Source organism: Variovorax sp. PEI5 (assembly GCF_056679935.1).
On the sequence record NZ_CM155257.1, the window covers coordinates 1,563,097 to 1,582,041 of the forward strand.

General features: G+C 71.9%; 18 protein-coding genes. 5 read left to right on the top strand and 13 right to left on the bottom strand.

What is annotated here, in order from left to right; translation table 11 throughout:
* The first annotated feature begins 3 nt into the window (after nucleotides 1-3).
* Genes AC1MLT_RS07140 through AC1MLT_RS07155 form a run of 4 tightly spaced genes read left to right on the top strand, consistent with a single transcriptional unit; the run spans nucleotide 4 to nucleotide 3,433 of the window.
* The gene (locus tag AC1MLT_RS07140) at nucleotides 4-1,104 is read left to right on the top strand and encodes an NAD(P)/FAD-dependent oxidoreductase (protein ID WP_481034672.1); all 1,101 of its coding nucleotides are present in this window, start codon (nucleotides 4-6) and stop codon (nucleotides 1,102-1,104) included.
* Entirely contained in the window at nucleotides 1,101-1,382 is a 282-nt protein-coding gene (locus AC1MLT_RS07145) for a (2Fe-2S)-binding protein (protein WP_481034673.1), read from the top strand. The genes AC1MLT_RS07140 and AC1MLT_RS07145 overlap by 4 nt, the downstream gene beginning before the upstream one ends.
* Nucleotides 1,379-2,698: an FAD-dependent oxidoreductase gene (locus tag AC1MLT_RS07150; protein WP_481034674.1), complete on the top strand. Its 1,320-nt coding sequence runs from the start codon at nucleotides 1,379-1,381 to the stop codon at nucleotides 2,696-2,698. The genes AC1MLT_RS07145 and AC1MLT_RS07150 overlap by 4 nt, the downstream gene beginning before the upstream one ends.
* Nucleotides 2,699-2,752: 54 nt before the next feature.
* Nucleotides 2,753-3,433 (top strand): GntR family transcriptional regulator, encoded by a 681-nt coding sequence (locus tag AC1MLT_RS07155; RefSeq protein ID WP_481034675.1) that lies wholly within the window; start codon nucleotides 2,753-2,755, stop codon nucleotides 3,431-3,433.
* A 62-nt stretch (nucleotides 3,434-3,495) separates the two neighbouring features.
* Here AC1MLT_RS07155 and AC1MLT_RS07160 read toward each other — a convergent pair whose 3' ends face one another.
* Nucleotides 3,496-7,059, bottom strand: a complete 3,564-nt coding sequence (locus AC1MLT_RS07160) for an ATP-binding protein (RefSeq protein WP_481034677.1) — start codon at nucleotides 7,057-7,059, stop codon at nucleotides 3,496-3,498.
* Nucleotides 7,060-7,102: 43 nt separating this feature from the next.
* Complete coding sequence (locus tag AC1MLT_RS07165) at nucleotides 7,103-8,362, bottom strand: metallophosphoesterase family protein (RefSeq protein WP_481034679.1); 1,260 nt, start codon at nucleotides 8,360-8,362, stop codon at nucleotides 7,103-7,105.
* 184 nt (nucleotides 8,363-8,546) lie between these two features.
* On the opposite strand from AC1MLT_RS07165, the gene AC1MLT_RS07170 reads away from it, so the two are divergent.
* Nucleotides 8,547-9,002 (top strand): hypothetical protein, encoded by a 456-nt coding sequence (locus AC1MLT_RS07170; RefSeq protein ID WP_481034680.1) that lies wholly within the window; start codon nucleotides 8,547-8,549, stop codon nucleotides 9,000-9,002.
* 63 nt (nucleotides 9,003-9,065) lie between these two features.
* Here AC1MLT_RS07170 and AC1MLT_RS07175 read toward each other — a convergent pair whose 3' ends face one another.
* The 11 genes from AC1MLT_RS07175 to AC1MLT_RS07225 all read right to left on the bottom strand — a co-directional run bounded on the left by AC1MLT_RS07175 (nucleotide 9,066) and on the right by AC1MLT_RS07225 (nucleotide 18,941).
* Nucleotides 9,066-11,036: a S9 family peptidase gene (locus AC1MLT_RS07175; protein WP_481034681.1), complete on the bottom strand. Its 1,971-nt coding sequence runs from the start codon at nucleotides 11,034-11,036 to the stop codon at nucleotides 9,066-9,068.
* Complete coding sequence (locus AC1MLT_RS07180; RefSeq protein ID WP_481034683.1) at nucleotides 11,008-11,559, bottom strand: Csu type fimbrial protein; 552 nt, start codon at nucleotides 11,557-11,559, stop codon at nucleotides 11,008-11,010. Before AC1MLT_RS07180 ends, AC1MLT_RS07175 begins: the two co-directional genes overlap by 29 nt.
* Nucleotides 11,560-11,572: 13 nt before the next feature.
* Nucleotides 11,573-12,103, bottom strand: a complete 531-nt coding sequence (locus AC1MLT_RS07185) for a Csu type fimbrial protein (protein WP_481034684.1) — start codon at nucleotides 12,101-12,103, stop codon at nucleotides 11,573-11,575.
* A 119-nt stretch (nucleotides 12,104-12,222) separates the two neighbouring features.
* Nucleotides 12,223-12,615, bottom strand: coding sequence for a spore coat protein U domain-containing protein (locus AC1MLT_RS07190; protein WP_481034685.1), 393 nt, complete (start codon nucleotides 12,613-12,615; stop codon nucleotides 12,223-12,225).
* Nucleotides 12,616-12,671: 56 nt separating this feature from the next.
* Nucleotides 12,672-13,178 carry a Csu type fimbrial protein gene (locus tag AC1MLT_RS07195; RefSeq protein WP_481034686.1) on the bottom strand — a complete coding sequence of 169 codons (507 nt, stop codon included), beginning with the start codon at nucleotides 13,176-13,178 and terminating at the stop codon, nucleotides 12,672-12,674.
* 68 nt (nucleotides 13,179-13,246) lie between these two features.
* Nucleotides 13,247-13,750, bottom strand: coding sequence for a Csu type fimbrial protein (locus AC1MLT_RS07200; RefSeq protein ID WP_481034687.1), 504 nt, complete (start codon nucleotides 13,748-13,750; stop codon nucleotides 13,247-13,249).
* A 64-nt stretch (nucleotides 13,751-13,814) separates the two neighbouring features.
* Nucleotides 13,815-14,327, bottom strand: a complete 513-nt coding sequence (locus AC1MLT_RS07205) for a spore coat protein U domain-containing protein (protein WP_481034688.1) — start codon at nucleotides 14,325-14,327, stop codon at nucleotides 13,815-13,817.
* A gap of 1 nt (nucleotide 14,328) precedes the next feature.
* Nucleotides 14,329-14,844 carry a spore coat protein U domain-containing protein gene (locus AC1MLT_RS07210; RefSeq protein WP_481034689.1) on the bottom strand — a complete coding sequence of 172 codons (516 nt, stop codon included), beginning with the start codon at nucleotides 14,842-14,844 and terminating at the stop codon, nucleotides 14,329-14,331.
* On the bottom strand, nucleotides 14,844-15,860 hold the full coding sequence (locus AC1MLT_RS07215) for a spore coat protein U domain-containing protein (RefSeq protein ID WP_481034690.1): 1,017 nt from the start codon (nucleotides 15,858-15,860) through the stop codon (nucleotides 14,844-14,846). The genes AC1MLT_RS07210 and AC1MLT_RS07215 overlap by 1 nt, the downstream gene beginning before the upstream one ends.
* Before the next feature lie 10 nt (nucleotides 15,861-15,870).
* Complete coding sequence (locus AC1MLT_RS07220) at nucleotides 15,871-16,407, bottom strand: hypothetical protein (protein ID WP_481034691.1); 537 nt, start codon at nucleotides 16,405-16,407, stop codon at nucleotides 15,871-15,873.
* Nucleotides 16,404-18,941 carry a fimbria/pilus outer membrane usher protein gene (locus AC1MLT_RS07225; RefSeq protein WP_481034693.1) on the bottom strand — a complete coding sequence of 846 codons (2,538 nt, stop codon included), beginning with the start codon at nucleotides 18,939-18,941 and terminating at the stop codon, nucleotides 16,404-16,406. Before AC1MLT_RS07225 ends, AC1MLT_RS07220 begins: the two co-directional genes overlap by 4 nt.
* Between the last annotated feature and the right edge of the window lie 4 nt (nucleotides 18,942-18,945).

The following is an 18,945-nucleotide window of genomic DNA, read 5'->3' on the forward strand; positions in this document are numbered from 1 at the left end:
CGTATGGATGCGGATGTGCTCATCGTGGGCGCCGGCATCGTCGGCGCCGCCTGCGCCCGGGCGCTGGCACTGGCCGGCCTGGGCGTGCGGGTGCTGGACGACCGGCGCGGCGGCGCCACGGCGGCCGGCATGGGCCATCTGGTGGTGATGGACGACAACCCGGCCGAACTGGCCCTGAGCCTGCATTCGCTGGCGCTGTGGCGCGACATCGCGCCCGCCCTGGCACGTGGCTGCGACTACCGCCACAGCGGCACCCTGTGGATCGCCGCCGACGACGCGGAGATGGCCGAGGCCGAACGCAAGCGCGCCCGCCTGGCCGCGCATGGCGTCGCCAGCGAACTGCTCGACGCGCGGGCCCTGCGCGCAGCCGAGCCCGCCCTTCGCCCCGGCCTGTCCGGTGCGCTGCGCGTGCCCGGCGATGGCGTGGTGTACGCGCCGGCGGCGGCCGAATGGATGCTGGCGCAGGCGGGCACGCGCATCCGGATCGACCGGGCCGAGGTCACGCACCTCGAGGGCACGCGGCTGCGGCTGCGCGACGGCTCGTGGCTCACCGCGCCGCGCATCCTGCTGGCCAACGGCATCCACGCCAACGCGCTGTGCCCGGAGCTGGCGCTGCGGCCCAAGAAGGGCCACCTGCTCATCACCGACCGCTATCCCGGCACCGTGACGCACCAGCTGGTGGAACTGGGCTATGTGACCAGCGCGCATCACAGCGAGGGCGACTCGGTGGCCTTCAACGTGCAGCCGCGTCCGACCGGCCAGCTGCTGGTGGGCTCGTCGCGCCAGTTCGACACCACCGACATGCAGGTCGAGCCGGAGATGCTGGCGCGCATGCTGCGCCGCGCGCTCGACTACCTGCCGGCCCTGGGCGACCTCAACGCGGTGCGCACCTGGACCGGCCTGCGCGCCGCCACGCCCGACGGCCTCCCGCTGCTGGGCGCGCATGCCGGACGGCCGGGCGTCTGGCTGGCGGTCGGCCACGAGGGACTCGGCGTGACGACGGCGCCGGCCAGCGCGCAACTCATCGCCGACCAGATGACGGGCCGCGCGCCAGCCATCGATCCGACGCCCTACCAGCCGCGTCGCCTGATGGAGATCGCATGACGGTCTCCCACGTCCAGCTGATGCTCGATGGCCAGCCGATGCGGGTCGAGGCCGGCGTCTCGGTGGCCGCCGCGCTGCGTCGGGCCAGCGACGGCAGCACCCGCCTGAGCGTGACCGGCCAGGCGCGCGCGCCCCTGTGCGGCATGGGCGTGTGCCAGGAATGCCGCGTCGATGTCGACGGCCGGCGGGTGCTGGCCTGCCAGACCCTCTGCCGCGAGGGCATGCGCGTCACCACCGGCCTGCATGCGCCACGCCAGCCAGTGCCTCCTGACCCATGACCCCACCCCCTGAAGAACATTGCGACCTGTTGATCGTCGGTGCCGGACCGGCGGGCATGGCGGCGGCCGTGGCCGCCGCGCCGAGTGGCGCGCGCATCGTGCTGGTCGACGACAACCCGGCTCCGGGCGGCCAGATCTGGCGCAGCGGACCGCATGCGAAGCCGCCGCCCGAGGCCGCCCGGCTGCGCGCGGCGATGGCGCGCTGCGGCAATGTGCACCTCCGCACCGGCACGCGCGTGGCGGCGGCGCCAGCGGCCGGATGCCTCCTGCTGGAGGATGCCGCCCATGGATGGGTCGTGCGCCATTCGAAGCTGATCCTGTGCACCGGCGCGCGCGAGCTGCTGCTGCCCTTCCCTGGCTGGACGCTGCCCGGCGTGACCGGCGCGGGCGGCCTGCAGGCGCTCATCAAGGCCGGCTTGCCGGTGTCCGGCGAGCGCATCGTGATCGCCGGCAGCGGTCCCCTGCTGCTGGCCGCCGCCGCCACCGCGCGGCGCGCCGGCGCCCGGGTGCTGCGCATCGCCGAACAGGCATCGCTCGCGCGGCTGGCCGGCTTCGGTGCCCGGCTGGGTCGCTGGCCTGGCAAGGCCCTGCAGGCCACCATGCTCTACCAGTCGGTCTACCGCGCCCACAGCCATGTGCTGGCGGTGACGGGCGATGGCGCGGTCGGATCGGTACGGCTGCGCCGTGGCGGCGGCGAGGCGGTCGAGGACATCGCCTGCGACCGCCTGGCCGTCGGCTTCGGCTTGCGACCCAACACCGAACTGGGGCAACTGCTCGGCTGCCAGGTCGTGCCATCGCCGCAAGGCGCATCGGCGCTGGCGGTCGACGAGCGCCAGCGCACCAGCCTGGACGATGTCTACGCGGCGGGCGAGTGCACCGGCGTCGGCGGCAGCGAACGGGCCCTGGTGCAGGGCGAGATCGCCGGCTGCGATGCCGTCGGCCTGACGGCCCGCGCCGAGACCCTGCGCCAGCGCCTGGCGCACTGGGACGCCTTCGCCGCGCACCTGCACCACTGCTTCGCGCTGGGCGAGCGCCTGCGCGCGCTGCCGGACCCCGACACGCTGGTCTGCCGGTGCGAGGACGTGCCGCACGCGGCGCTCGTCGGGCGCCACGGCTGGGTCGACGCGAAGCTGCATACGCGCTGCGGCATGGGCGCCTGCCAGGGCCGCATCTGCGGCGCGGCGACGCAATTCCTGTTCGACTGGACCGCGCCGACGCCCCGCCCGCCCCTGTTTCCGGTGCGCGTGAGCACCCTGGCCGTGACCATGCCGCCCGCCACCGCCACCGCCGCGGCGGCCGGCGGATCGGATGCCTGAACCGGCCGCGGGCCGCCCGGGCGCATCGTCTGTGAATTGGCCAAGATACCGCCCATGCCTCCTGTGACCTCCCTCCGGACCTCGCCCCGGCGTCCGCCGCCCAAGCGCCGGGCCGCCGACCTCGCCTACGACGCCATCGAAACGCTGATCTCCACGCTCCAGCTCGAACCCGGCAGCCCGGTGGTCGAGGCCGAGCTGGCCGAGCGCACCGGACTGGGCCGCACGCCGGTGCGCGAGGCGCTGATGCGCATGGTGTCGATCGGCCTGATCGACCAGCAGCCGCGACGCGGCCTGTCGGTCTCGACCATCGACCTGGCCGACCATCTCGACGTGATCCAGACGCGCCGCGCCCTCGAGGGACTGATCGCCGCCTGCGCGGCGCGGCGCGCCACCACGCTGGAGCGCAAGGCCATCCTGCGCTGCGCCGAGAAGATGGTCCGCGCCGCCGCGCGCGGCAGTCTCGAGGACTACATGAGCGCCGACCAGGAACTCGATCAGATCAACCATCAGGCCTGTCGCAACATGTCGGCCGTCAATGCCGTGCTGCCGCTGGCGATCAAGTGCCGCCGCTTCTGGTATGCCTACCAGCACGAGGGCGAGATCGTCGAGGGCGCCGATGCGCACCTGGCGCTGGCGCAGGGCATCTCGACCGGCGACGAGGCCGCCGCCGTCGCCGGCGCCCACCGTCTGATGGACTACCTGGAGCGCTTCGCGCGGCGGGTCATCGACAACTAGGCGTCCGGGCGGGTTTCGAGCATCGGGTCCGGCCTGCCGCGAACGCCTCGCGGCCAGCGGCCCTACAGCGCGACCACGTTCACGTCGGCGCCGAAGACGCGCCGCACCGTCGGCACCAGGTGGTCGTGGTGGCTCAGGAAGATCACCTGGGTCCGCGTCGACAGCTCGGCCAGCGCCCGCAGGCCGGCCTCGGAACGGCCGTCGTCGTAGTTGATGAACAGGTCGTCGGCGATGAAGGGCATGGCGTGGCTCTGGCCCAGGTGCATCTCCAGCGCCGCCAGCCGCAGGGCCAGGTAGAGCTGGTCGCGCGTGCCATCGCTCATGCCGCCGATCGGCACCACCTGGCCGTCGGCGCGCAGGCCGTGCAGGGTCGGCGGCTGGCTGTCGAAGTCGACCGACAGCTTCTGGAACGAACCGCGCGTGAGGCCGGCGAAGATGACCCCGGCGCGGCCGAGCAGCGGACCCTGGCGCGTCTCGCGATAGCGGTCGATGGCCCACTTCAGCAGGCGCGAGGCGGTGTGCACGCGCACATAGCGCTCGGCCGCGTCGGCCATCTCGGCCAGGGCGTTCTGGCGCTGCGATTCGGCGCGCGCCGCGTCGTCCTGGCCGGCGATGCGCGACAGCGCGGCCTCGGCCTGCGTGATCTGCACGGTGAGCGCGTCCTGCGCCTGGCGCACGTCGGCGAGCTGCGCCCCGAGGTCGGCCATGCGCGCGGGGATCTGCGCGGCATCGATGGCCGCGACCTCGGCCTCCAGCGCCTCGACCGCGAGGCCATCGCCACCCTCCTCCACGGTCCGCAGGGCGGCCTCGATGTCGAGCGCGAGCCGGCGCCGCCGGTCGGAGCGCGCGATCAGGCCGCGCAGCTGCTCGTGCCGCCCGGCATCGGCATCGGCATCGCCGTCCCCGCCGATGTCCTCGCCACGGTCGGCAAGGCCTCCGGCAACGTCCTCGCCACCCGGTCGCGGCCCGGCCAGGCCGGCGCTGCGCAGCAGCGGCGCGAGTCCGGCCCGGGCGCGCTCGACGCTGGCGGCGGCGTCGCGAGCCGCCGCCGCGCGCGCCGCGCCCTCCTCGCGCAGCCGCTCGGCCTCCTTGTGGGCATCGCGCGCCTCGCCCAGCCGCGCCGCCAGCTCGACCGCCGCGGCGCCACGCTCGCGCCCGGCCAGTTCCGGCGCGACGGCGGCCACCACGGCGGCGGTCTCGGCATCGAAATCCGCCAGGTCGCGCCGCATGGCGTCGATGCGATGGTGGCGCAGGTCGCGGATGCTCTCGAGCCGGCTCTCGATGGCGGCGATGGCCTCCAGCGCGCCCTCGGCGCCGGCGACGTCGAGCGGACCGCCCTCGTCCTGCGCCAGTCCGATGCCGCCCAGGGCGAGGCGCCAGTCGGCCCGCCAGGCATCCAGCGCCGCGCCGGCCTGCGCCGCCGCATCGCGCTGGCGCTCGAGCGCGGCGCCCAGCGCGGCATGCTGGCGCGCCAGTTCCTCGGCGCGGGCCCGGGTCTCGGTGGCGCGTTCGACGGCGTCGGCCGCCAGCACGATCGTGACGGCCAGCGGCGCGCCGGCATCGGCGGCGATGCCGGCGCCATCGAGCGCGGACCGCAGGGCGGCACCGGCGGCATCGCGCGCGGCCCGTCCGCTGGCGAGGGTGCGCGCGGCATCGGCGCGAGCGGCATCGGCGCGCAGCACGCGCTCGCGCGCCGCGCGCCAGGTCTCGACATCGCGCAGCGCCAGATCGCCCAGGCCCAGCGCCCTCGCGGTGTCGCGCCAGTCGGCCGCATCGGCCGCGTGCCGTGCCTGCTGCGCGATGGCGCGCCGGGCGGCTTCGTCGATCTGCAGCCGCAGGCGCTCCAGCCCATCCATGCGGGACTGCAGTTCGCTGGCCTGCTGCGCCTTGTCGTGCCGCTGGTCGGCCAGGGCATCGGCCTGGCGCAGTCCGGCCTCGACCTCGGCGGCGCCCTCGGACGGTCCGATGGCGCCGTCGCGGATGGCGGCCCAGGCGGCGTCGCGCCGACCGCGCGCGGCGTCGAGCTCGGCCTGGCTCACCGGCCGGTGGGCATTGCGGTACTGCGCGATGCCCAGCTGCTCCAGCTCGGCCTGGGCGCGCAGGCCGGCCAGCCGTTCCTCGGTCGCCGCCAGTGCCTGCGCGCCATCGGCCTGGTGTCGCAGGCGCTCGCGGATGTCGGCTTCCGACGGTGGCGTCAGCGCGCCCAGCATCGCGGGCTCGGACGGGCCTGGACCCAGCGCGGCGCGCGCGGCGGCGAGCTCCCGCGCGGCCGCCTGCAGCAGCGCCTCCTCGCGCGCCAGGGTGGCCTCGGTGTCGCCCAGGGCGCGGGCCGCGGCCAGGGCGACGCGCAGCTCCGGCGGCACGCTGGAGACCGACAGCAGGCGGCGCTGCGCCTCGAGCGCGCTGCGCTCGGCCTCCTTGTCGGCCAGGGCCGACGCGGTGGCGGCGCGCGCCTGATCGAGCACCGCGAAGCGCTTGGCCAGCGTGGCGACGGCGGCGCGGCGCGGCAGCGCCGGCAGGCACGCGGCCAGCGCCTCCGCATCCGCCGCCGGCCAGCCGAGCTGGCGCGCCCGCGCCGCGGCCTGCTGCCAGTGGACATCGATCTCCAGCAGGCGGCGCTCGATGTCGCGATCGTGGTGGCGCACCTGCTGGTGGCGCGCGGCCAGGGTCTCGATGGCATCGGCCTGGCGCAGCACGCGCTCGTCGAGCCGGATCCGCGCGTGCCGCGCCTGGACCTCGACGGCCTGGGCCTCGAACAGCGTGTGGTCGCGCCGGGCGGCGGCGAGCGCGAGTTCGGCGCGCGCCAGCTGCGCGGCGGCATCGGCCGGCAGCTCGACGACCGCGCCGAGCGCGGCCAGATCGGCCCCGGTCTCGCGCCACTGGCGCAGCGCGGCGACGACGCGTCGCACGCGCTCCAGGCGCATGCGCTCGGTCTCCAGGTCGCGATGGCGCTGGCGCAGGATGTCGCGCCGGCCGCCCAGGTCGTCGAGGGCGCGCTGGCCGTCGACCCAGTCCTTGGTGCGCACCGTCGTCTGCTTGAGCGCGGCATCGGCCTGCGCCAGGCGGTCGGCGGCGACGTAATAGGCGCGGCCGCCGGACTTGCGCACGCCCCACAGGCCGTCGGCCTCGCTCTCCAGCTGCTCGCGCACGGCGCCCAGGCCCATGATGCCGGCGGCCGACTGGAACAGGATCTGGCCGATGTCGTTGGCGCTGTCGAGGATGTCCTGTCCGCCCTTGACCAGGCGCGGGTGGTCGAGGCCGAACATCTGGTCGAAGAAGCCGCGCTCGGTGCCGCCGAGGAAGGTGGCCCAGGTCGCGTCGGCGAGCGGCTGGCCGCCCGGCCCCAGCAGCGAGCGGGTGCGCGCCTTGGTGCGGACGACCTCGAGCGCCTCGCCGGCATGGACCAGCGTGGCGCCCAGCCGCATCTCGGCCTTGGCATGCAGGAAGTCGTAGCTGGAGCGGGTCTCGATGCCGTAGAGCAGATCGAGGATGGCGCTGCGGGTGGTGGACTTGCCGGCCTCGTTGACGCCGACGACCAGATGGAAGTCGTGCGCCGCCGCCGGGAAGGCGAGCCGGCGGTCGGTGAACTTGCCGTAACGCAGGAGGTCGAGGTGCTGGATGCGCATGGGGGACGGGAATTCGTGGGTCAGGCGGAACGGGCGCCGCCGCTCACGGCGTCTGCGCCAGGCGCGCGAGCAGCCCGGGCGTCACCGAGCGCACCAGCGCGGCGACATCGCCGGCGCGGATGGCCTCGAAGTCCGGCACCGCCTCGGCCAGCTCGGCCGGCGCCTTGCCGGTGAGCTGGCGCAGGTCGTCGGTGAGGCTGCGCAGGAAGGCCTCGTCCTGCGCCACCTCCTGCAGCAGCGCCTGCAGATCGGCGATGGCATCGGAGCGCTCGCGCAGCTGGCGCTCGTCGGCCGGCGGCAGGGTCTCGACGCGCACCTTCTCGATCCACAGCCGGTCGGCGCCCAGGGCGGCCGCCTGCGCCAGCAGCTCCTCGCGCAATTGCCGGTACTGGCCGAACAGATCGCCATGCGCGGCGCTGCGGCCGGTGATGGTGACGCGCACCGACAGCGGCCGGCGGTCGTCCTGGCGTGCCAGCAGCTCGCCCAGCGCGCGGCCGGCCAGCGCCACGACATCGGCCAGGTCGGTCGCTGCGGCGGCATCGACCTCCAGCCGCTCCCAGCGCAGCACGTCGACGATCAGGCGCTCGACCGAGACGATGCCGCCCGCGTCGGCCGTGACCAGCACGGCGCCGCGCGGCCCGGTCTCGCGGATGTGCCGGCCCTGCAGGTTGCCGGGAAACACCACCCACGGATCGCCCTGCCGCAGCACCGCGTACTCGTGGACATGGCCGAGCGCCCAGTAGTCGTAGCCGCGCGCGGCCAGCTCGGCGAGCGAGCACGGCGCATAGCGCGCATGCGCGGCATCGCCCTCCAACGCGGTGTGCAGCACGCCGATGTTGAGCCAGCCGGCGACCGCGTCGGGATAGGCCACCGCCAGGTTGTCGAAGGTGGCGGCATCCTTGAAGCTGCGTCCGTGCAGGGCGACGCGCAGCGTCTCGATGCGGTGGGTGACGGCGCGGCGCGTGTCGAAGACGTGGACGTTGGGCGGGAAGCCCAGACGGCGCGTCATCTCGCTCTCGGCGTCGTGGTTGCCATAGAGCAGGTAGACCGGGATGGCGGCCTGGTGCAGCCGGCCCATCTCGCGCACGAAGAAGCGCCCGGTGTTGAAGTCGCGCCAGGCGCCGTCGTAGAGGTCGCCGGCGATGACCAGGAAATCGACGGCCAGCTCGATCGCCTCGTTGACGAGGTTGGAGAAGGCCTCGCGCGTGGCGTTGCGCAGCAGGTCGACCGGTGCGTCCTCGTAGGCGGACAGGCCGCGAAGCGGACTGTCGAGATGGATGTCGGCGGCGTGGATGAATCTCATGGAGCGGGATGGGTGGAGGACGCCGGGCCGCGCGGGACCCTGGGGTGATTCTGCCGTGCCGCAGCGCGGCGGTGCCGGGATCCGCGAAGATGCCGGCGATGAAGAGACCACGCCATGGGCAACCCGGGGAATCGATCGACATGGACGACATCGAGACGATGGGGGCACGGCCGGGAGCGGCCTCGTGATCCGCACCGAATGCATGAGCGAGCAGTTCACGAAGCTGCACCTGGAGGTCGGCCGGTTCCCGATCACCCTGCACCACTTCACCGGCCCGGATGCGGGCGACCCGCACGACCATCCCTACGCCTTCACGACGACCATCCTGGCCGGCGGCTATGTCGAGGAGGTGTGGCACCGGGGCAAGGAGGGCTGGACGATGCGGCGCATCCATCGCGAAGTCGGGACCTCGCACCGGGTCGGCGCCCGGAGCATCCACCGCATCGTCGAGCTGCCGCAGGGCGAATGCGTGACGTCGATCGTCTGGCACGCCGATGGCGTGCGGCGCCGCCAGCCGCGCTTCTGGCGCTTTCGCAATGGCGTGATGTGGTCGCGCCGATGGGACGAGCCGAAGTTCAGGCGCACCGCGTCCATCCGCTCCACGGCGGCGGGCAGGGCAGCGCCAGCGGCCCCGCCGTGAACCGCGCCGGACCCGCTCGGGAGCCGATGCCGGCGCGTGGCTCGCGCATGACCCTCATGGCCCTCATGGCCCGGCCAGCAGGTGGCGATCGAACCAGGCGACGATGCGACGATTCACGTCGGCCACGTTCTGCGGCGCCTGGATGGCGTGCCCCTCGCCCGCGTACACCACCAGCGTGCTGGCCACGCCCAACGTGCGCAAGGCGCGCCAGTACTCCAGCGATTGCGCGGCCGGTGTCTCGATGTCGCGTTCGCCCACGTACAGCAGGGTCGGCGACCTGGCGCGGCGGATCGACTCGATCGGCGAGGCCGCCCGATAGGCCGCCATGTCCTCGTACACCGTGGCGCCGAAGTACGGGCGCAGCCATTCGTTGATGCCGTTCTGGCCCGCGTAGCTGACCCAGTTCGCGATGCCGCTGCCCGCCACGATGGCCGCGAAGCGATCGGTGCGGGTGTTGGCCCACATCGCCAGATAGCCGCCATAGCTGGCGCCCATCCAGCCCAGGCGCCGCGCCGCCTCCGGTGGCAGACGGGGCAGCATGGCATCGAGCCCGCTCATCACGTCGCCGAAATCCCCCTGCCCGACATCGCGCACCACCAGCCGCTTGAAGGCCTCGCCGCGGCCGCTGCTGCCGCGTGGATTGGGCAGGAACAGCGCCAGGCCACGGTCCAGCAGCCGGCCACGCAGATCGTCGGCGGCGACATGTTCCGGCTGCCAGGCGGCCGCCGGGCCGCCATGCACGTCGACCACCAGACCGCGCACCGGTCGGCTCGCGGGCGGCCACAGCAGCCAGCCCTGCAGATCGCGCCCGTCGTTGCGCCAGCTCACGCGCTCGGCCCGGATCCGCGCCGCGGGCGGCGGCGGTGGCGGCGCCATGTCGCCCGGCAGGCGCACGGGCGCCTGGAGAGCGCCCGCCAGCAGCTCGGGCGCGCGATCGAACGCCTGCACGCCCATCGCGACCACCTGCCCCGCCGCGTCGAAGGCGACCGGGCCGATCTGCACCGGCTGGCGCCACAGCGGTACGACGGGCCCGCCCGCCGTGGCGGTCGCCGGCTCGATCGGAACCAGTGCCGCATCGCCGTCCATCTGCGCGACGCCGACCCACCCCGACCCGCGCCGCGACAGCGCCGTGAAGCCGCCCGCGAAGCCCGGCGTCAGGTCGACCGCGGGGCCGCCTTCCAGCGGCACCTGCCAGACCTCGCCATTGGCGGTGGCCAGGTCGCTCATGAGCCCGCCGATGAAAGCCACCGAACGGCCATCGGCCCGCACCACCGGCCGCGCGATCTGCATGCCACGGGGGTCGAACAGCTCGCGCACGTTGCCATCGGCCAGCGACATCGTCACCAGCCGCGCGATCCACCAGTTGTCGTCGCCATTGCCCGACGCGCTCACCGCCACGAAGCCGTCGCCAGCGGGCAGCCAGTCGTAGTCGTACACATAGTCGCCGACCCGGGACACCAGCCGCGCCAGCCCGCCACCGCTCGCCACCACGGCGATGCGCTGCGTGTCGATGCGCGCGCCGATCTCGCCCGTCATCGCTTCGCCCGCCTGGATCGCACCGGCCTCCTTGCGTGGCCGGATGGTCGCCAGGAGGCCGAGCTGCGTGCCATCCGGCGACCAGCGCGGCCGGCTCGCATAGCCGGCGATGGTGGTCAGCACCCGGCTGGTCGTGCCATCGGCCCGGATCACCTGGGTGGTGCGCGCGCGGGTGTCCTGCTGCAGCAGCACGACGGCCCGGTTGTCGGCGTCGAACAGCAATCCGGTGAGCGTGCAGCCGGCGCACAGCGGCACCCGGTACGTCGTCGACCCGTCGATGCGGTTGCGGACCACGACCGGCGCGCCGGCCGGTGCGCGCGCATCGGCCACCACCGGCGCGGCGAACTCCAGCGTCGCGACCTGCGCGCCGTCGTCCGAGATCGCCACCCAGCGCGTGTCGGCCGCAGCCGGCATGGTGGCGCACGCCGCGACGGCCAGCAGCGCGAAGACGAACCCGCTCGCCGCGCGATCAATAGGACAGCGTGATGCTGACGACATCGGCATAGCTGCCCGCGACGGACGCCTGGCTGGGCACCGGCAGGCTGCCATACAGCACCAGCACGTAAGGCGTGCCCGCCGTGATGCGGGGCAGCGCGAACGCCGATGCGCCGACGGGCTGGCTGCGGGCGCTGTCACGGTAGAGCGCGTAGTCGACCAGCACCGAGCCGGGCCCGCTCAGCCGGCGCAGGCTGCCGCCGCCGGGATGGGCGCCGGCATCCAGCGCGAGCGTCGGCGTGACGGTGTCCGAATTGCAGACCACCTGCAGCGCACCCGTGCCACTGGATGGCGACTGCCCCCGGGCCGTGCCCGACGCCAGCACATCGCGGCTGCCGAAATCGAGCACCGCGGCCGGCAGGCCGCTGCCCGCGCCGCCGGCCACGGTGCACTGCGCCACCACGCTCGCCGAGACGTTGAGATGGGCTGTCTGCGTGGCGCCCAGCAGGTTGCCGCTCAACGATGCCAGGAGCCATGCGACCGGCCATGCGACCGGCAGCGGGGCCAGGAGGGAACGGAAAATCATCGCGCGCCTGCCATCAATAGCCCACCGTCACGGTGAGGGTGTCGCTGTAGCTGCCCGGCGCGGGCGCCGGCTGCGTGGGAATGCGCCCGTACAGCACGAACTCCTGGTTGCCGCCATCGCCGGACTGGCCCGTGCCGGTCGGGCCCGTCGGGTACAGCGGGCCCGCCGCCGTGCGGTCCGTCGCGCTGGCATACACGTCGTGGAGCAGATCGCCACCGGTGCCGCTGCTGAACATGCGCCGCTGCGTGCCCATGCCATTGCCGCTCGCCGGAATCGACACGCCGTAGAGGCCCGCGTTGGTGCAGTTGACACGCAAGCTCCCCTGCGCTTCGTGGGTCCGCGCGGTGGTCGACACGATGGCCGAGGAGAACGCCAGGTCCGCCAGGGCGCTCACCGTGCACGTGGCGGGGATGCCGGTGCTGATCGCGACCGTGGCCGACTGGGTGGCGGCCCGCACAGGACCCGTGACCAGCCAGACGATGGCCACGACGCCGCCGGCACACACCGGCGCCAGCAAAGCCAGCCGGCCGAGGCGAGCGAACATGGGGAGGAAGCGCGGTGGAGGGGTCATGGGCGGGGACGGGTGCGGGGGGCTCGTCGACGTGGAGTGGCAACGGGACCGATGCGCGATCAGTACGAGACGGTGAGCGTGACCGAGTCGGTCTAGGCGCCGGCTTCGGTGGCGGTCGGGAAGGCCATGGTGCGTGCCGGATCGGTGAACGAACCATAGGTCAGATAGGCGGAACTGCTGCCCCGGCGCATGCGTCGCGTCGTGGTGTAGTTGCCGCCGTCGCCGGCATCCACGGTATAGGTGCCGCCGTTCGTGCAGGTGACCTGCAGGGTGCCCGTGGCCGTCGAATCCGTGGCCACGGTCAGGGAGGCCGGACTGGGGATGGTCACGTGGGGCACCGTGCCCACCGTGCAGGAGGTGGGGATGGAGGTACTGACCGTCATGGTGGCGCTGGTGGTTGCGGCCCGCGCGATGTCGATGGTGCCGGCCATGCAGATGGCGGCAGCGGCGATGCCGGTCAGGCGGGTGGAGAAAGAGGTGATCACGTGGAGAGCTTCAGGTCGCAAGGACGTGGAGGAAGAAGGACGCTCGACGAGCGCGATCAATAGGTGACCGTGAAGGACACCGAGTCCGTGAAGCTGCCGGAGCCACCGGCGGTCTGCGCGGGAACGCGGCCATAGACGGTCACGGTCTGGGCCGCGCCGTTGCCCGTGTAGCTCAACGAGGTGCCGGCGCGCACGAAGGCCGTGCCGCGACCCGCGTCCGAATACAGCTGGTAGGTCACGTACTGGCCGGATCCGTTGTCCATGCGCCAGCCCGAGCTGTAGTTGCGGCCGTCCCCCGCGACGACGCTGTAGCTGGCGCCGTTGGTGCAGGTGACCGTCAGGGTGCCGGTGGTGTCGGCCTGGGTGACCGCCAGCGCCAGCGTCGTGGTGAGGTTGCCGAAGGCCATGGCGGTGCCGGCGGCGGCGATGCAACTGACCGGGACGGTGGCGCTGACGGGCAGGCTCGCCGTCGCCGTCGCCGCCTTCACGCTGCCGACGGTGCCAGCCACGCAGACGGCGGCAGCGGCGATGCCGATCAGGCGGGCGCAGAACGATGGGGTCATGTGGAAAGCTCCAGGTCGAAGGGATGATGGGATGGCGGGGTGACAGGGGAAACACGCGATGAGCGCGATCAGTACGTGACCGTGAAGGACACCGAGTCCGTGAAAGTGCCGGTGCCGCCCACGGTCTGCGCGGGGACGCGGCCATGGATGGTCAGGTTCTGGAACCCCTGATAGCTCAGCGAGGTGCCGGCGCGCGCGAAGGCGGTGCTGCGCGCCGCGTCCGAATACAGCTGGTAGCTCAGGTACTGGCCGGATCCGTTGTCCATGCGCCAGCCCGAGCTGTAGTTGCGGCCGTCCCCCGCGACGACGCTGTAGTTGACGCCGCTGGCGCAGGAGATCGTGATGGAGCCGGTCGCGTCGGCCTGGGCGACCATCAGCGCTGGCGTGGCATTGAGGGTGCCGAAAGCCAGGACCGTGTTCTGGGCCGTCAAGGCCACCGTGCAACTGGGATCGACCTGGGCCTTCACGGTCTGCTGTGCCGTCCATGTGCCGGCCTGCGTCGCTCCGCCGGTACCCAGGCAGACCGCGACCAGGACCGCACCCGGGGCAAGGATGAAGGATGCGGTCTTCATGATCGGCTTCTGGTGGTGGTGGCAGTGCACTGGGTGGAGAGGAACGCGGCGGACAGTGGAGTGATCAGTACGTCACGGTCCAGGTCAGGACGTCCTGGAATGCCCCGAAACCCGTCAGGAACTGGGAACGCACGCGGCCATAGGCAGTCACGGTCGATGGACTGCCATCGCTGGTGTAGGACTGCGTGGCACCGCTGCTCGGATAGCTCGTGGTGCGAGCGGACGAGGTGTAGATGTCGTATTCCATGTACACGCCGGATGCCGCCTGCATGCGCCGCTGCGAACCACTGGCATAGGTGCCGGTGTTGGCCACGACCGAAAACGCGACGGCGTTGCTGCAGGTGATCACGACCGTGCCGGTCGCATCGGTCCGGCTCACGCCCAACGCCGGAGTCGCGGGAAGCGTTCCGAAGTCCAGGACACCGGCCACCATCGACGAGCAGGTGGCACCCACGCGTGCGACCACCTGGGTGGGAACCATCAGATTCACCGCCAGCGCCGTCGTCGGCATGGCACTCCAGCCAGCGACCATCGAGAGGGCCGTGACGAGACAGGCGCGTGCATGCGATCTCTCCATGTCAGTAACTCACCGTGAGGATCAGGTCGTCGCTGTAATAGCCCTGCGTCAGGGTCTGCCCGGCTGGCAGCTGGGCGCGCAGCAGGACGCCGGTGAAACTGCCTCCCTGAGGACTTCTGAAGCCGGTGGTGGTCGCCGTGCTCGAGATCGTCGTGCTGCCGGAGTCGCCGATGAGCAGGTTGTAATTGAGATAGTTGCCCGCACTCGTGTCGTTGTTCTTCATGCGGCGTTGCGTGCCATTGGCATTGGCGCTCAACGGCGCCCAGACGCCGAACGGTGTCTGCGAATTGTTGTCGCAGCCCACCATGAGCGTGCCGGTCGTGTACAGGGTCGTACTGTTCGAAGTGACATTGCCGAAATCGAATGTGGACATCGACGCCGTGACCTGGCAGGTCTGCTGATATCTCGCGGTGATCAGGAAAGGCGCCGTGACCACCCCGGCAGAGCTGCACACGGACATCGTCGCCCACGCAAGCGCTGTGGCCTGCCTCGCCTTGGATCGTAAGAACGATGTCATCAGTAGCTCAGTGACATGATCACGGTATCCGTGTAGAGCCCTGGCGTCAGAGACGCGGGGGTCTGCGTCGGAAGCGTCGCGTAAGTGGTGAAGGATTGCGGCTTCCCGGTGCCAGTCCCGGTGATGCCTGCGGAGTCGATCAGGGAGGTACCACCACTCGCCGCAGTCGAGAGCTGGTAGTTGAGATAGGAACTCCCGTTGACCATCCGACGCCGGTCGCTGCCAGTCCCGAGCGGGTTGTTGCCATTGGAAAAGGTGGCTGTCCAGGTCGTCCCTGCTGCGCAGGTGATCCAGAAGTTCTGGTTGCCCGCAGTGGTCAATGTCCCCACGACGCCGGAATTCACGGAGATCTTGCCCAACACCATCATTGGCACCAGACCGATGTTGCATGCCGCACCGCCCACCCGGATGGTGACCGGGATGTTCAGATAGACGCTTGCGTTGGTGAGCGTCCCGTCGGTGCAACTCGACAGGCTGCTGCCTGACTTGGTTCGAATCTGGGCCGTCAACAGGACCGTGGAGTAATAGTCACCGGCCGGCACCGACTGCGATGCCGGCACCCTGACCGTTATCGCATTCGAGAGTCCGCTCGACGTGCCCGCGGAAGTGTTTGCGAACTGTCCGCTGCTCAAGGTGATGGCAGCCGCCGTCAGATCCTGCCCACCATTGGATGCGAGCTGGAAATTCAGCGTGTCGCCGGCTGGCGATCTGGCTTGGCGCGGGCTGACGGAGGTGCCCCCGGTGCCAGTCGAACTGGCCGCATCGGACGTCGTGCACATTGCCCAATAGACGGTGGCGCCACCGACGGGCAACCCCGAGCAGCTGTAGCGCGCCGGCAGCAGTGCACCGGATATGTCCGACCCGTTGTAGATCACCATCACGCTGTTCTGCATCGAAGCCGAACAGCTGATGGCCGCCGCCGCGGGCTGGCACATGCCGAGCCACAAGAAGACGATGGCGGCGATCCATGGCAACCGGCGGCCACCGCGAGCAAGGAGAAGATCGATCGGTCGCATGGGGCGGATCTCAGTAATCGAGGTTGAAGCGAACACCGGAGCGCGCTGCCGGCATCGGGTCGATGGCCGAGCCCTGCCCTTCGGGATACGGACGGAAGCCATCGGCTTGACGATCGAAGCGCAGCGGAACGAACGCCGCGCCGCCACGCCCGGCCCTCCACTCAGACGCACGTCGGGGAACGAGATTGCCGAGCCAGACCTCGCCGGGACTGCACAGCAGCCGCACCTGCGAGAGGTCACCGCCATCGGGCAGCACGACATCGCAACCGGGCTTCACGTGCAACGCGACCCGCAAGCGCCCGGTGGAAAAGCCCGTGCCGGCCGGCACGGCGACGTGCGGCGTGAACGAAGGCGCGGGTGTCGAGGGCGGGCTGCCGCCCATCGTCGATGCCGCGGCGGCGGCCATGCCGGACCACCCCGTCATGGCAGCGAGCAGCGACGCGGCCAGGATCACGCGGGCGCGCACGCGGGTGGACAGCCACCCTGGCGCGGCGGCGCCGGTGCGTTCGAGCGCCCGGCCCATGCGCCCCCCGTGCCTCGTCGTCATCGCGGCACCTCGCACCTGACCGGGCCGATGACGGGTTGCACCGCATCGCCGTCCGGGAACCGGAAGCCGAACATGCACACGCCGTCGATGCCACGGTCGATGCGGCCGGTGTTGCTCTGGTCCACGTCCTCCAGATAGGCCTCGCCGTCGTAGCCGACCATGCCCTGGCGCCCGTTGGCCAGTTGCACCACGTACCCGGTCGGGATCGGCTTGCCCGCGGCATCCACCAGCTTGAGGACGGCGGAGCGCACGCGGCGCGCCGCGAAGTCGACCACCACGCCGTTCTGGTAGGCAGCGACCACGGTCTTCTCGGTTTCCGGCACCTGCCAGCCGATGGGCGTGCGGGTCGGGTCCAGCGACACCTTGATCGAGCGGAAGGCCTGGATGTCGGGCAGGAAGGCGGTGCCATCGGCATTGGTGGTGCCGATGACGACGGAGTCCTGACGGATGCCGGCCTCGGGTCCTGCGTTCTTGACCAGAGCGAAGGCCTCGCCGATGCGGTTGGCGGCACGCAATTCACCGCCGAGCAGCAGCAGCGAGCCGGTGGCCTGCCCCGTCGCGCGGCTGTGGCCGTTCTGCTGCTGCACGCTGGCCGACAGCCAGGCCGGCGCCGTACGGAAGTTGACATTGGCCTGGCGATAGGCCGCGTCGCTGGTCGCGCCCTCGCGGGCCAGCACGCTCCAGCCCACGCCCTCCTGTTGCGCACCGGTGCTGTAGCCGTTGGCCTGCACGTCGTAGGTGGTCTGGCCGTTGCTCCGCTGCGCGCTGGTCATGCTGTTGACGTTGTGGCCCAGGCTCATCGACAAGCCGACATACAGGGTGCTGGTGCGGCGCTCGAGGTCGCGGTAGCCGCTGCAGATGAGGCTGGCTCCACGCCACAGCGAGCGCGATGCCGACAGGTTGAGCAGGCGATAGCCCTGGTGGCCGACATTGCCCGACTCGACACTGGTATAGCCCAGGTTGAGGCTCGTCTTCGCATCGAATGGAAGCTGGAAGCTGAGGCCGGCCCGGTGGGTGGCGCGCGCGCTCGCGGTGGACAGCAGCAGTCGGGTATAGGCGTCGGGGTTCGAGAGGTCGTTGTTCGGGTTGCGCATCAGGCTCACGCGACCCAGGTCGAAGTAGCTGCCCTGGCGGCGCTCGGTGCCGGCATAGGCGGTGACGCCATGCAGCAGGAAGTTGCCCTGCGCGGCCACGCGGCTGCCGCTGTCGCCCTCGAAGCGCGACTGCGAGGCCGACAGGTTGAGCGCGCCGAAGCTGCCCAGGCGCTGCACCACGCCGGCGCCCAGGTTGGAGAAGCCACGGGTCGATTCGGCATGGCCTTCGAGCGAGGTGTCGTTCGTCCAGCCCCAGCGTGCCGAGCCGGTGGCGGCCAGGTCGCCATAGTCGAAGGAACGCTGGCCATAGCCGTAGCGCAGCCAGCCGGCCTCGCCCGAATATTCGAGGATGCCCTGGCGCAGCAGGTCCGGGCTGTAGTAGTAGGCGCCGGTCACGGTGGTCTCGCGGCCCAGCGCATCCCGGGTGACGATGCGCACGTCGCCCCCGCTCATGGTGGGCAGCGAGTTGAGGGTGAACGGGCCGGAAGGCACCTGCCCGCTGTAGAGGCGGGTGTTGTTGATGTAGAGCTCGACGCTCGAGGGCACGGCGGCGCTGCCGCCGAACTGGGGCAGCGCGGTGGTCACGATGTCGGAGCGGCGCTGGTAGGCGCTCTGCACCTGCACGCCGCCCAGGCGATAGCTGCCGGACCAGCCGGGCCCCCCGGTGGTGAGGTCGCCGACCGTGTAGCTGCGGATGGCCGTCGCGTCGACATGGCGCCAGGTGCTGTCGAGCCGCACGAAGCGGCGGCCATCGGCGGTGGTGGGATCGGTGTTGAAGAAGCCGGTGTTCTCCACGGCACCGTAAGGCGACATGAGGCGTGTCGCCAGGTTGCCGCTGGTGTAGGCGCGGTTGTCGGTGCCACCGGAGCTGGCACTGAAGATGTCGTAGTTGACCAGGAAGCCGGTGGCCGACGCGACGCGCGTCGCATCGAGCGCCACGCGGCGGTCGACGGGCACCTCGAACGCCATGCGACCGACGTCGGCGATGGTCAGGCGCAGCAGCTGGGCCACTTCGTCGACCTCGTACCGGAGGCTGGGAATGGTGGCGATGTCGACCGCGGCGTCCGGCGGCAGGGCCGGGTCGACCGCGATGCGCAGTTCACGCAGATCGGTGGCCGACATGCGCAGCGTGGTGCCCTCGATGTCGGCCACGATGATCAGGTGGGTGTCCTCGCCATTGAGCACCACGCCCAACCCGGCGCGCTGGGGCCGGCCCGGCGCTCGGCCGTCGCCGGGCGGCTGACCGATGGGACCGGGGTCAGCGGCGGCAGCAGCAGCGGCGGCGGCGGCAGCGTGGGCCGTCGGCGCGAGCATCACCCCCAGGCCCGCGCAGACGAGGCAGGAGGCCAGGCACGCGATGGGCCGGCGCGCTTCCTTCTTCTGCATGACGAGCTGACCTGCGGCGACGTCGAAGGCGTGACTCAGGGGCGCTGCCTCCATGAGC